Annotated in this window: 13 protein-coding genes; 2 read left to right on the top strand and 11 right to left on the bottom strand. The window is 47.1% G+C overall.

Annotation, left to right across the window (positions count from 1 at the left end):
• Positions 1–191 precede the first annotated feature (191 nt).
• From KNQ07_RS02435 to yvfG, 6 genes are all read right to left on the bottom strand, one after another.
• Entirely contained in the window at positions 192–1,076 is an 885-nt protein-coding gene (locus KNQ07_RS02435; protein WP_012370624.1) for a diacylglycerol/lipid kinase family protein, read from the bottom strand.
• On the bottom strand, positions 1,073–2,590 hold the full coding sequence (locus tag KNQ07_RS02430) for an ABC transporter permease/substrate-binding protein (protein WP_214764446.1): 1,518 nt from the start codon (positions 2,588–2,590) through the stop codon (positions 1,073–1,075). The genes KNQ07_RS02435 and KNQ07_RS02430 overlap by 4 nt, the downstream gene beginning before the upstream one ends.
• Positions 2,587–3,318, bottom strand: coding sequence for an ABC transporter ATP-binding protein (locus KNQ07_RS02425; protein WP_012370626.1), 732 nt, complete (start codon positions 3,316–3,318; stop codon positions 2,587–2,589). The genes KNQ07_RS02430 and KNQ07_RS02425 overlap by 4 nt, the downstream gene beginning before the upstream one ends.
• A gap of 144 nt (positions 3,319–3,462) precedes the next feature.
• Positions 3,463–3,669 carry a hypothetical protein gene (locus KNQ07_RS02420; RefSeq protein WP_012370627.1) on the bottom strand — a complete coding sequence of 69 codons (207 nt, stop codon included), beginning with the start codon at positions 3,667–3,669 and terminating at the stop codon, positions 3,463–3,465.
• A 60-nt stretch (positions 3,670–3,729) separates the two neighbouring features.
• Positions 3,730–4,341 carry an NUDIX hydrolase gene (locus KNQ07_RS02415; RefSeq protein ID WP_214764444.1) on the bottom strand — a complete coding sequence of 204 codons (612 nt, stop codon included), beginning with the start codon at positions 4,339–4,341 and terminating at the stop codon, positions 3,730–3,732.
• Positions 4,338–4,568 carry a protein YvfG gene (gene yvfG / locus KNQ07_RS02410; protein ID WP_233494521.1) on the bottom strand — a complete coding sequence of 77 codons (231 nt, stop codon included), beginning with the start codon at positions 4,566–4,568 and terminating at the stop codon, positions 4,338–4,340. The genes KNQ07_RS02415 and yvfG overlap by 4 nt, the downstream gene beginning before the upstream one ends.
• An 80-nt stretch (positions 4,569–4,648) precedes the next feature.
• Here yvfG and KNQ07_RS02405 point away from each other — a divergent pair, with 80 nt between their 5' ends.
• Both KNQ07_RS02405 and KNQ07_RS02400 read left to right on the top strand, forming a co-directional pair.
• Positions 4,649–6,223 carry an FAD-dependent monooxygenase gene (locus KNQ07_RS02405; RefSeq protein ID WP_012370630.1) on the top strand — a complete coding sequence of 525 codons (1,575 nt, stop codon included), beginning with the start codon at positions 4,649–4,651 and terminating at the stop codon, positions 6,221–6,223.
• Positions 6,224–6,256: 33 nt separating this feature from the next.
• The gene (locus KNQ07_RS02400; RefSeq protein ID WP_012370631.1) at positions 6,257–6,565 is read left to right on the top strand and encodes a hypothetical protein; all 309 of its coding nucleotides are present in this window, start codon (positions 6,257–6,259) and stop codon (positions 6,563–6,565) included.
• Between the two features lie 75 nt (positions 6,566–6,640).
• Here the strand turns inward: KNQ07_RS02400 and gpsB are convergent, their stop codons facing one another.
• The 5 genes from gpsB to KNQ07_RS02375 all read right to left on the bottom strand — a co-directional run bounded on the left by gpsB (position 6,641) and on the right by KNQ07_RS02375 (position 13,770).
• Positions 6,641–6,964, bottom strand: coding sequence for a cell division regulator GpsB (gene gpsB, locus KNQ07_RS02395; protein WP_214764442.1), 324 nt, complete (start codon positions 6,962–6,964; stop codon positions 6,641–6,643).
• Positions 6,965–6,969: 5 nt separating this feature from the next.
• Positions 6,970–7,530, bottom strand: a complete 561-nt coding sequence (locus KNQ07_RS02390) for an SLOG family protein (protein ID WP_214764433.1) — start codon at positions 7,528–7,530, stop codon at positions 6,970–6,972.
• On the bottom strand, positions 7,527–8,708 hold the full coding sequence (locus KNQ07_RS02385) for a ribonuclease H-like domain-containing protein (protein ID WP_214764426.1): 1,182 nt from the start codon (positions 8,706–8,708) through the stop codon (positions 7,527–7,529). Before KNQ07_RS02385 ends, KNQ07_RS02390 begins: the two co-directional genes overlap by 4 nt.
• Positions 8,705–10,969, bottom strand: a complete 2,265-nt coding sequence (locus KNQ07_RS02380; protein ID WP_214764419.1) for a DEAD/DEAH box helicase — start codon at positions 10,967–10,969, stop codon at positions 8,705–8,707. The genes KNQ07_RS02385 and KNQ07_RS02380 overlap by 4 nt, the downstream gene beginning before the upstream one ends.
• 107 nt (positions 10,970–11,076) lie before the next feature.
• Positions 11,077–13,770 carry a transglycosylase domain-containing protein gene (locus KNQ07_RS02375; protein ID WP_214764408.1) on the bottom strand — a complete coding sequence of 898 codons (2,694 nt, stop codon included), beginning with the start codon at positions 13,768–13,770 and terminating at the stop codon, positions 11,077–11,079.
• Positions 13,771–13,797: the final 27 nt, after the last annotated feature.

Here is a 13,797-nt window from a genome sequence, read left to right as displayed (position 1 = left end):
TCCTTTTCAAAAATACTTTTCCATTGTACAAAAGTTCATCCAGGAAGTCATCCTTTATCAAACATTTTCTTTAAAGCGTCAAAGCATAACCGCATATTCGCACTGAATTAACGATGTTTCATCCTAAAAAAAATCGAAGTCCGTATGAGGAACTTCGATCCGAAAACACTTTATTTAATTGATGATTCGTTTCATGTTAATGCATCAATCCGTCCACTGTACATCTTCAAAAACTCTGGTAATACTTTGACTTCGATCGGCGAATGCATCGCTTTTTCTCCATCCGTATCAATGACTTTCGGAGAGTCGGTTTTTAACGTGAAGCCGCTTGTCAAAATATGTGTAAACGACGGTTCTGTCGCCAGACCTATTTTTTGTAAGATGACATCGCGGATTGTCGTCAAGTTCACTTCATCAACGATGACAAGATCAAGTTTTCCGTCGTTATAAGCGCCTTCTGACAGATTGGTTCCGATGCCACCCAGTGATTCCCCGTTCGCAGCTAAAATCAGCACGGCTTCTCCCGTCATTTTTTGACCTTCCGCTAACTTGAGCTCGTAAGAAAACGGTTCTGCCTCCATACTGGATCGAATCGTTGAGAGATAATATCCCATCTTACCGAGACGGGCTTTTTCTTCTGTATCAATTCCGATGGAAGCTTCCGCAATCAGACCTAAACCAAGGAAGTTCAAGAAGTACGTATCATTGACCTGCCCGAGATCGACTTCGACGATTTGCTGGGTCGCAATCATTCCGGCAGCTAACCGTGGCACCATTGGTAATCCGAGCGTCCGGGCAAAGTCGTTACACGTACCACCCGGAATGATACCGAGAACCGGACGGGTCTCAAGTTTCGCGATTCCATTGATGACTTCAAAAACAGTCCCGTCCCCGCCGATGACGACGAGGGCATCAAAACCGTCCGCTTCTTCTGCAAAATGTAAGGCATCAAGGACTTTGGCAGTTTGCCGAATGACGATTTCGTCAAACATCGCTGCCAACGGATCAATCACATCCTGTAAAAGTCCGGCGCGGTTGGACCCGGCCGTCGGGTTACTGATCAATAGCAATCTCATTTCAGAATTCCTTCTTTCTGTAAATAGTCGCGTGCGACTTGATTGGCTGTTTTCCCGCCATAAGCGACCGCTTCATTCATTTTTGACATCTCGCTGTCGGAAATTTTTCCATCCAACTGCTTTAATGCCTGTTCGACTTCCGGATATTCGTCTAACGTCTCTTGTCGAAGAAGAGGAGCCCCCTCATAAGGCGGGAATAGTTGCTGATCATCCTCTAACACAACCATGTTATATTTGGCGATTTCCGGATCGGTCGAATACGCATCGATGACTTGAATATCACCCGACTGGACGGCTTTATAACGTAGTTTCGGTTCCATCGTCACCACTTCTTTGAAATTGACACCGTATTTTTCTTGAATTCCTTTATAGCCGTCTTGCCGATCTTTAAACTCTAATGTAAATCCGGCTTTTAATTGATCCGCTACTTGCTGTAAATCGGAAATCGTCTTTAATTGATATTGGTCTGCCACCTTTTTCGGAACGGCGACAGCATAGGTGTTGTTATAGTTCATCGGAGGCAACAGTGCCAGCTTTTGTTTAGCAAGACCATCGCGTGCCTGCTCAAAAACAGCTTGTTTATCGTTCGAGACCGGCTTTTCGTTCGTCAGACTGGCAAGCACTGTGCCCGTGAATTCCGGATACAAATCAATATCACCGGACTGTAAGGCTTTATAGACGAATGTCGTCTTCCCGAAGTTCGGTTTGACTTGAACGTTCAAATCCGTCTGATCTTCAATGACCAGTTTATACATATTCATTAGAATTTCTGGTTCGACCCCTAATTTACCGGCAACGACCAGATCCGGTTGTTCCGTCCTTCCGAGGGCGAATGGTGTAATGATTAATGCTGCAATCAAGGCTAGAGCGACCACAAGTCGACCGGTTTGACGTTTTTTAGTCGCGACTTCTGTCTGTCTTAACAATCCGTCAAACAAAAGAGCGAGCAAGGCGGCAGGAATCGCACCGAGTAATAACAAATAATTGTCATTGCGGTCAATCCCAAGCAGGATGATCGAACCAAGTCCGCCGGCTCCAATCAAGGCGGCAATCGTAGCCGTCCCGATAATCAGAACCATCGCCGTCCGAATCCCGGCCATCATGACCGGCAAGGCAAGCGGAAGCTCAACTTTCATCAAACTCTGCATCGGTGTCATCCCGCAAGCCCGCGCTGCTTCCTTCAGTGAAGGGTCTACTTCCGCTAAGCCCGTATACGTATTTCGGACGATTGGAAGAAGGGCATATAAAACAAGAGCGATGACGGATGGGACTGTCCCGATGCCGACGAGCGGAATCATCAGACCGAGTAACGCGAGTGAAGGAATCGTTTGGATGACTGAAGTGACCCCGATCGACCATTCACTGAACTTTTTGTGGCGCGACAGATAGATACCGAGGGGAATGGCAATCACACAGGCAATCACCAGTGATAAAACAGACAGTTGAATATGTTCAATCAACGCCTGCAACAATTCCGTCTTTCGGTCTTGGTACGTCTCAAACAATCCTGTCATTGGACAGTCCCCCTGACTTGACCCATGAATTCTTGAACAAATTCATCTTTGCTGGCCAAAATCTCTTCTTTTGTCCCAATCAAAACAATCTCGCCGTCATTCATTAAACAGATCCGGCTGCCGAGCTTTAACGCTTCATTCATGTCATGGGTGACGAATAAAATGGTTTTCCCGAGTTCTGCGTTTAAGCGCAACAAATCGTTTTGTAATTGGTCTCTTGAAATCGGATCAAGGGCTGAGAACGGTTCATCCATTAAGATGACGTCTTGTTCTGCCGCCAAAGCCCGCATGACACCCACCCGCTGTTGCTGGCCGCCCGAAAGTTCCCCCGGATATTTTTTTCTTAAATTCTCATTTAAACCGGTTAACTGGAAGAGGTTATGGACACGTTCTTCGACCTTCTTTTTGTCCCACTTCAATAAATGCGGAACGACACTTACGTTTTCTTCAATCGTCATATGCGGAAATAAGGCGATTTGCTGAAGGACGTAACCAATTTGACGACGCAACTCGTGTTCATTGATTGACATGATCGGTTGACCGTTGATCCAAATTTGCCCTTCCGTATGATCAATCAATCGATTGACCATTTTCATCGTCGTCGTTTTCCCGCAACCGGACGGACCGATCAGACAAAAGATTTCCCCCTGATCGACTGTAAAGTTTAAATCGCGGACCGCTTTCGTTCCATCTGGATATGTTTTTCCAACTGCTTTAAATTCAATCACGTACGATCCCTCCAGCACCTTAATGTAGTCAAGTCTATTCTTTATTATCTTTGTAAAATTTCCCTGATTTAACCGTTCTGAAACCTGCTTTACACGATTGGAAGACACAAAAAAACCGGCAGAAGATTCTGTCCGGTTTACTGTTTATTTTGTCTTACGCTCTAATAATTCAATCTCTGATTTGATTAAAACTTGTTTCTCAAATTCAAACCCAAGAGATTCGAAGTTTTTTGTATGCGAGAGATCGCCTACTACCGTATTTGTTAATACAGCCGTGACTTCCGCCACCCAACCTTCTTTTGTTTTTACCATATCACCGACGATATAATCAAATAACTCTTCTTCTTCCATCTTCTTCATCTCCTGACACGTTCAGATAGTCTTAATCATATAAAAGAACCTGTGAAAAAGCTAGTATTGCGTCAAGGTACGTAACATCTGCCGTAAAATCTTCGCAGTCAGTCCCCAAATCAAATACTCTTCATGTTCGTAAAAATGTTCGACTGTTTTATATGTCCGGTCGACATATGCATCCCGGTTCGCCAGACGATCCGTTGGAACGGTTTTACCGGGACGAATCCGCCACTCCATTTCACCTTGAATCGGTTCTGCTGCAAGCAAGTCGGCAAGCGCCACATAAAAGATATGGTCGACTTCCATCGGCGACGGCTGAATATCCTCCGCTGTCAGGATGCCGAGATACGGATAGATGATGGAACGATTGGGCGTGACGAGCGGTTCCAATGTTCCGATGATTTCAATTTCAGTTTCGCGAATATTCAATTCTTCCGTTGTTTCCCGCACTGCCGCTGCTCTCGGCTGTTCTCCGGGATCAATCCGACCGCCGGGAAATGCAATTTCTCCCGGTTGCGAACGCAACGTCTTCGCCCGTACTTGGAATAAGAGATGCACTTCCCCGTCCCGCTCTACTAGTGGGAGTAAAACGGCTGCGGCATTTTTAGGAAGCTGTTCCGTAGAAGACGCAAACACGCGTTTGACGTCATGTAATCGAATTTCTTTCATCGTGTTTCCTGCGCCACTTTCTGATACGCTTCTTCGAGATGACGCATCCGAACGATCAAATCGGCATTTTTGGCGATACGATCCGCCAGAATCGATCCGGCGACGACCTTGTAATAGGCGTTTAATGCTTGGATTTTTGTCATGTACGCTTCATTTTGTTGCATGTATTCTCTGAAGTTACTCATCAGACGTTCTGTCGTAAATAATTGCTCGTTCACTGCTCTCATCCTTTCAGACGGTTTGCCGTCCAGTCGATAGTTTAATGGTAGCGAGTTTCGGCTAAGAAGTAAAATAAGGGGGGCTATCCGTGAAGAAAAAAATAGATGTATTGATTATTGGTGCAGGACCGACCGGCTTGACATTAGCGCTTGCCTTATCGCGTTACGGACTGACGTTTCGGATCATTGAACGCGCAAGCGGTCCATCTGTCGTTTCAAAAGCCATCGGTATTCAGGCACGATCACTCGAGTTGTTCGCACGTCTTGGTGTAGCCGATGCCTTAATGGAGAACGCCATTAAAATCAATCAAGGTAACTTATATGTCAATGGTGCCTGGCAGGCAAAACTTGACTTTACGGATTTAAATACACCGTTTCCTTTCGTCACCTTGTTGCCGCAAAGTGAAACAGAACGAATTCTTGAGACACGTCTAAAAGAAGACGGTCATACGGTCGAACGTGAAACTGAGTTGACCGGCTTCGCACAATTTCCGACATTCGTCACCGCATCGATTCGAAAACATGATGTCACGGAAACGGTCGATGCTTCCTTCATCATCGGGGCAGATGGGGCCAACAGCTTTGTCCGGCGTGAACTCGGACTCCCGTTCAGCGGGAAATCTTTTAAAGAATCCTGGGCACTGGCCGACATTGAAGTCGATTGGCCGTTGTCATCGGAAGAAGTGCATATTTTCTTCTCTGATCACGGTGTCATCGAATCCTTCCCGCTACAGTCGAATCTTTTCCGAATTACCGGTAATTTAACGAATGGTACCGTTCCGACCGACCATTCCGCTATCGAAGACTTCTTAAAAAATCGGGCGAAGGTGCCGTTCACTTTAAAGAAAGTCCATTGGTATTCCATGTTCCGCGTTCATAATCGAATCATCGAGAAGTTTGGACACCACCGGATCTATTTGATTGGTGACGCCGCGCATATCAATTCACCGGTTGGCGGACAAGGAATGAACACCGGCATTGCCGATGCGATGAATTTAGCCTGGAAACTGTGGTGCGTCCACCGGTTTAAAGCCAGTTTCCCGTTACTTGATTCGTACAGCGTCGAGCGACGCGAAGCAGCGCGCGGTATTTTACGTTCTACGAACCTTGCGACTGAGCTGTTACAGATCAATGTTCCCTTCTTATTGCCGCTTCAGGAAAAAGTCATTCGAAACAGTTTAAAGATTACACCGTTACACCATTACGTCACGAACCGGATTGCACAACTCAACAGTAATTATCAATCATCGCGGTTGTTTGTCACACAAGGCAATTTCCCGCTTTTGACGCCGCGTCCGGGAGAACCGATGCCGTACAGTGAAGTTGTCAATCCGCGCACGAAAAAAAATGAACTGTTGTTGCGACGGGCAGATCGTAACTTCCTGCTCCTGCTGTTCCTGCCGCGTGAAGCCGGTGAACAGACACTGTTGCCGTTTAAAGAATTGGCCTATTCGTATCCGGACCTGTTCGAAACCGTTTCGATTCACCAGGAACTGAAAGATGACGGCGTCGTCGATCAGGGCGGCGAACTGGCACGAAAGTTTGGGATTAAACAAGCCGGCCTGTATTTGATTCGCCCGGACGGATACATTGCTTACCGCCAGCAGGGTTTAAAGATTCAATCCTTCTCACGTTATCTTGAACGTTTACTTTATGCCCGTTAAGGACGTATGATAAAGATGAGGTGAGGTTTTTATATGGACTTTAACACGATTCGAATTCTATTGATTGTTGTACTTGTTTTATGCTTTCTCTTCATCGTTACACGACGTACAAAAGAATCCTTACGTTGGGTCTTGCTCGGCGAAGAGTTTGGTGAAAAAGGAGAACGGTTGGCACGCGATCACGATCGGCTCGAACAAGCAGGACTTCATGTCCGGATGGAACGAGGCGTCAAAACCTCATTTTTGTTCCGTCGCTTCAGTAAAGATTTAGACGATCGGGTGGCGCTGTATGTCTTAAAAGAAGAGTTGCCCGAAGCCGAAGTGATTCTGCATCGGACGTAACACAAAAACACGGGATCTCCGTCCGGAGATTCCGTGTTTTATTACATAGTGACGTGTTTTTTAAGTAAGACAAGATTAATCTTCTTGATGAGGACGTCCGAAAACTGCTTTTTCAAGATTAGAAATTCGGCGTAACATATCGTAATTTGACGAATTCGAAGGTGGCGCTGTCACTTCTGGTTCTGATCGCCGCTCATCCCGTTTGAAACCGATAGAAGATGATGAAGATTTCGCCTCTGCCAATTCTCTTGTCAACCGCTCGATTTCTCGTTCGAATCCTTCATAATCCTTGATGACTTGATCGAGATAACCATCGACGTCTTCAATCACATATCCACGTAATCCGGTTTTGAACTCTTTTTTGTAAATATCATCTGCTGTCAATAACGGCTTATACATATGCTTCACTCCCACTGTTCATTGTAGTTCTGATCTTGCTCCATCATCGCTAAATCATCTTGCGTAATCAGAAACAATTGATAATCCGAACGTTCCATCTCTAGTTTAGCACGTTCCACTAAATACTTGGCAGATCCGCCGTGCTCTTCATCATAAACAGATAACAATCCTTGACTTTTTTGAATCATGAACTCCGTTTTATTTCGGAACTGGGATGGATTTTCATACGGTTTTTGACTGATGGCATCCACGAAATCCGCTTGATTCAGCACGGCCAGATACTGGGCTTGAACCGGCTCTTTCCATTTTGACTCTTGTTCCAAAAAAGGAAGCAGGATACCTAAACGGATTTCCGGATAGTCGTGTTTGAGTTCCAAAACGACTTCACACGCCCAAAGTTCACATCCCGGTGCAGCGCTGGTGATGAACCAGGTTGTTCCCATGTCTTCAATCAGGCGGATCATCCGTTCCCGGTAGGCGGCTTTCAGGATGTTGATTCCCGGGTGTTTTTGATCAAAGATCCCGAGTTCTGTCGGTTTATATCCGGTTACTGCGACGACGTTCATTCGCGACACTTCCTTTGCAGGCGTAAGCTCCGATGATTTAGCTCGGCAAATAATCGTTCTCGCCGCGAAGCTAACAACTGTCGATTTTCTAATAGACGTTTGGCTCGTTCAGTATAATCATAAGCAACGGATGGTTGTTTGGCAATGTGCTCGGCCCATTTTGCCAGTTCGATGAATCCTTCATAGGTATCACTTTTTTCAAAACAAGTATTGGCTTTTTCGTGTTGCTGCAGTTTTTTATACAACCGCCCTTGACGCAACCAACCTTCGGCCGTCAATTCGTCCGCCTGTCCGAAATGCTCCGCCGATTGTTCATGAATACCTAAATCGGCTAACCAGATGCCGATGTTCTCACGTACACGTGACGGTGCTTCCTGACGATGGGTCACGAGCCGGTTGCATTCGTCATACAAACTCACCAAAGTCAGACAGTCATGCAGATGGTGTTCAAGCACCCCTTCCATGATTGCCGGATTCTGGTGTTCGACATATTGAAAATAATGCATCGGCGCAAGAAATCCGGGCAAATCATCGGTACGTTCAAATCCAATCCGTTCTTCCATCGCCGTCAAACGGAATGAATCGTACAATCCTTTGAACATCCGCCGGCAGACATGCAGTAAATCCAGGTGGCCGACTTTCGGCAAACGGGGAACACGTTCCCGGACGAAGACGTGCCGGGTCTTAATCTGCGGCCAATCAAAACTTTTTCCGTTATACGTGATGAAACGGACATCTTCTCCGATATCATGCAGGAAATGATGATAAAGTGCTGCTTCATAATGCGGGTGCGGTAAAAAATACTGCCGCATCAGCAGCTGACCTTTTTCAAAACGGGCGAATCCCAGTAAAAAAATCGTTGTTCCCGTTCCTTTTAAGCCGGTCGTCTCCGTATCAAAAAAAATGACTTGTTCGAGCGGGACATCAAGTGCAAGCGGCGGATGCGGCAACTGCAACGATTCAAATACTTCCGCATATGACCGGTGTCCATGTTTTTCCTCAAGAGCATACCGGTGGTCCAACCGGACAATCCATTCGTCTTCAAACGTAAGAATGTCTGCTCCTCGGTCCAGCCAGGCGGTTTGTTCCGCTGTTGTCTTTTGCGCCTCATTGGTTGACGGGCTTGCTGTCGGCTCATTCTCTGTCGTCTTCAACATCCGTCTCAACTTATTTTTCATGATAGTTCCTTCTCCATTTCAGCTAGCATTCTGACCGTCCGCTCTTTTTCATCTGCCAAGCCGATCATTCCGATACATGCCGGACAACCATCCTGGCAAGGGCAGGTCTCAATCGAATCCCGTGCGGCCCGGAGCATGATGCCACGTTGTTTGTAGATGGATTCGGCAAGTCCGACCCCTCCCGGATAACGGTCATACAGGTAGATTGTCGGTTTTTGCGTGTGCGTCGCTTTGACTTGAGGTACGACGAAGACATCGCTTGCATCACACATCAAATACAATGGTGCGACCCTACGCAGACTGTTTGCCACGCCTTCGATGACTTGTTCCAGTTCCGTGCTTGAGGACGCTTCTTCCGGTAAAGAAAACCAGACGCCTGTCGTATGAATTTCTCTTTCCGGAAGATGAATCGGACCCGATCCGATATTTTCATGTGTTCCGAACTTGATTTTCTTGAACATCGTCGCCATCCCGCGGACACTGACATCCCCTCGGGCGACACTGAAGTCTCCATTCGTATAGCTGTCATCCTCATCGAGAACAGACAGTTCGACCGAAAAATTAGCATCCGTATAGTAATCGACGTCGACTGCACGCACGAATGCTTTTTTCTCTTCGAAATCCAGTACTTCGACTTGGTATTGGTCAGCCCCATGTAAATAGATGGCTTCGTCGTGTAATAGCGTCATCGCACTGAACGTATCCATTTCGCCGATGACCCGATTCGGAACCTCGGTTTGGTCGACGATGATGACATTTTCCTGATCACTCGAGCGCAAAGAAATACCGTGAGCCGGAAACGCATCATTCATCCAGTAATACCGTTCCCCACGTTGATGTAAGACACGTTCTTCGACGAGATACTCGAGAATGTCCTCCGTCTCCAGTGTTCCGAATGACTCCCCCTGACGAAACGGCAGTTCGAATGCCGCACATTTAATATGATCGACTGCAATGATCAGATTATCCGGATCGAGTCGCGCGGCTTCCGGTGACTGATTTAGAAACAATTCCGGACGTTCCGCAACATACTGATCGAGCATCCCGGATGAGGCAACCAAAATGATGAGCGCATCATCCTGACGGCGTCCGGCCCGGCCTGCTTGTTGCCACAGCGAAGCAATCGTTCCCGGGTATCCGTTCATGATACAGACCTGCAGTTGCCCGATATCCACTCCGAGCTCGAGCGCATTGGTCGAAACAATTCCCGTGATTTCTCCTTTACGCAATCGTCTTTCAATATCACGCCGTTCACTCGGCAGGTAACCGCCCCGGTAGCCTTCAATCGACTTCGGCCCTAATTCGAATCGGATGAGACTACGAAGATAGGTTAATAAGACTTCGACCCGGACACGCGACCTCGCAAAAACAATCGTCTGAAACTTCTTTTTAATAAAACGTGATGCCAATTGTTTCGTCTCAAGTGTTGCCGAACGGCGTATGCCGAGTTGTGCATTGACAATCGGCGGTTGGTAGACGATAAAATGTTTTCGGCCGGTCGGAGCCCCGTTGTCATCAATCAATTGGACTTTTTTTTCGGTCAACCGTTCCGCCAGTTCTTGTGGATTGGCAATCGTCGCACTTGTCATGATGAAAATCGGATCACTGCCGTAATACCGGCAAATCCGTCGTAACCGCCGGATAACATTGGCGACGTGGCTTCCAAATACCCCTCGATACGTATGCAGCTCGTCAATGACGATATGCGACAGATTTTCAAACAGTTCGATCCATTTCGTATGGTGCGGCAGGATTCCGGAATGAAGCATATCCGGATTCGTAATCACGATATTCCCGGCTTTTCGAACTTTTGTCCGAATCGTCGGTGATGTATCCCCGTCATAGGTAAAACAACGGATGGATGCTTCCATCTCATCAATCAGTTCCAACAATTCACTGTTTTGATCCTGGGCCAACGCTTTCGTCGGATACAGATACAGGGCCCTTGCATTCGGATTCGCTAAAAGATGCGATAAAATCGGTAAGTTAAAACAATAGGTTTTTCCTGATGCAGTCGGTGTTACAATCACCGTCGAAGCACCGCTTTGGACGGTTCGAAATGCTAACTCCTGATGGCGGTACAATGACGTAATGCCTCTGTTTTCGAGCGCTTGACGCAACCGTTCCGGCATTTCTTTTGGAAACGGTGCATACCGTCCGGCAGTCGCTTCCATCGTTTTCATATATGTGACACGTTCCATAAACGAACGATCGGCTTTTAGTTCTTCTAAATAGGTGACAAGTGATTGTTTGGATTCCATTGCCCCACTTCCTTCCTGACCTCCATTATACAAAAAAAGAGAAGCAAGACCGAAGAAACACACCCGTTTCTCCGGTCTTATCTTCTTCTCCTGATCCATTGACTCATTTATTGCTGTGTTTCCGATTCGGACTGTTGATCGGCAGGCGCATTATCTTGTCCTCGGCCTTGATTGCCGTTCGACGAATTCCCCCGGTTTGACTGAGTAGATGCTCCGTCACTTGCAGCCGGTTCATCTGTCGTTGGTTCATCCGTCGTCGGCTCGTCCGTTGTTGGTTCATCTGTCGTTGGTTCATCCGTCGTCGGCTCGTCCGTTGTTGGTTCATCCGTCGTTGGTTCATCCGTCGACGGTTCATCCGTCGTTGGTTCATCCGTCGTTGGTTCGTCCGTTGCCGGTTCGTCCGTCGTCGGTTCATCCGTCGTCGGTTCATCTGTTGTCGGCTCGTCTGTTGTCGGCTCGTCCGTTGTCGGCTCGTCCGTTGTCGGTTGATCTGCTTCAACGTCTGCCACAGTTACCGTCGTTGATACAGGACCGGACTTTTCTCCGGATGCTTTCGCAACGACTGTAAATGTTGTCCGTCCCGGATCAAGTCGATTGATTCCGATCCGGTTCGTTGAGCTGGTACCGAGTACCGATTGCTTTCCATCGGGATCGGTCATCGATACTTCGAACGATACACTGTCATAGCCGTTCGTCCGAAGTGCCGAATCGTTGTAACTCCATGTCAGTTCACCAGACTCCGAGTCTTCATTGTAGGATGCTTGTAAGCCAGTCGGAGCTGGTACTGCCTTTTTTTCGACAACCGGCTCTTTTGTCCCTTTTACGTAAAGTTCCTCACCGATACTGAGGACAGAACTCGGTTGTTCGAACGGAGCAGGTGTCCGGTCACGTGTTTTCGTGACAAAATCTTTCCAGATGTTTTGTGCCATCGTACTGTTGGTCGGTCCGCTTAAACCGGCACCGTTGTTGTTGCCCGACTTCGTTGTTCCAGTCCAGACACTGATCGAGACGTCAGATGTGTAACCGGCAAACCAAACATCTTTATAAGCATTGGTTGTTCCGGTTTTACCCGCTGCGTCGAACGCAAGGGCAGCACTCGGGAACGTTCCGCCTGGTTTCAGAACATCACGTAACATATCGGTTAGCATGTAAGCCGTATAATCTTCCATGGCTTTTTTCGGTTTGACCGGTGATTTGATTTTTGAGCCGTCACTGTATTCAATCGTTTTGATGATGTGCGGTTTGATGTAGTCTCCGCCATTACCAAGCGTCGCATAGGCAGAGGCCATTTGCGTCGTGTTGAATCCGTGTTTCATCCCGCCAATCGCATACGCCGGTGAAATCGATTCATCTTTTTCTAAGCCCAATCCGGACTTAGCGGCAAAGCTTTCGACGGTATCGCCGCCAATTTGTTGGAACGTCTGGATAGCAGGCGTATTAGCAGAAATCTTCAGCCAGTAGCGAATCGTGTTGGTGCCCCGGTACCCGTCATAATAGTTACCGATCTTTTTACCGTTTACTTCTGTTTCCTGGTCCGTCAGCATTTTAGCTGTCGACCATTTCTCATTTTCAATGGCTGGTCCGTATGCGAAAAATGGTTTTGCCGATGAACCGGGTTGATGCGGTTCTTTAGCAAAGTTACGTCGCGCAGTACCCGTACCGGGCTTTTTCCCGTCGACGATTCCTAAAATCTCACCTGTTTGTGTATTGACCGCTGTCGCTGCTGCTTCCGCGTAATCCGGCAACTGGACGACTTGGTCTTTTTTGATTGCTTCGTTCATATAATCGTGCATCGGCTTATCGATCGACGTATACACTTTTAATCCTTGACCGTAAATATCTTTACCTTCTAGACCAAAAACATCTTCTAACTCTTGCGACACCATGTCAAAGATGACACTGTCGTAAGCCGCGTCGTCTTTCGATTTTGGTACCGGATTGATCAATTTCGAAATCGGTTGATCGACTGCTTTATCTCGTTGCTTTTCTGTGATGACGCCGGTCGTTAACATCGCGTTCAAGACTTGCGTCTGACGCCATTTCGTTAACTTCGGATCTCCTTGAATCGGATCGTATGCGGACGGACGTTGCGGAAGTCCTGCAAGCATCGCTGCTTCAGCATAGTTCAGCTTATCGACTGTCTTGTTGAAGTAGGCTTTTGATGCTGTCTGAATTCCGTAAGATTCTTGACCGTAATAGTTTTTATTCAAATACATCTCAAGAATCTGTTCTTTCGTATAGTCCCGCTCCAGACGAATTGCCAACCATTGTTCCTGAACTTTCCGAGTAATGGTCTTGTCTGAACTTAAAAATGATTGTTTGATGACCTGTTGCGTAATCGTTGAAGCTCCTTCAGAACCGAAACCATCGGTGATATTAGCAATGATGGCGCCGCCTAACCGTCGGAAATCGATTCCGTTATGCTGGTAGAAACGCCGGTCTTCAATCGAAATGAATGCGTCTTTAACGACATCCGGTACTTCTTTAATCGAGACATATTCCCGGCTCGTCCCGCCCTTTTTAATTTCTTCTTTGTTGCTCGCGTAAATTTTTAGCGGCAGGGCATCCCGTAACTTCGACTCATCAAGCTCCGGTGCGGTCGCAACAGCATAGGCCGCAAATCCGCCCCCTGCTATCAGCATCAGGATAAATAATCCTGTCGCGATTAATAGAAGTTTTTTCCAAAGCGGACCTTTACCACCGGACCCACCTGATTTTTTCTTTTTCGGACGCTTTGTCCGATTCGTTTGCTTGGCTGACGTCTTTGTTTCTTCACGACGTGCGACACGACTTCTTTCCATACGCTATCCTTCTCCTTCAATCTGTAA

It is taken from the genome of Exiguobacterium sp. s145, from assembly GCF_018618835.1.
Classification (GTDB): Bacteria; Bacillota; Bacilli; order Exiguobacteriales; family Exiguobacteriaceae; genus Exiguobacterium_A; species Exiguobacterium_A artemiae.
This window is presented reverse-complemented; position numbering and strand designations above follow the sequence as displayed.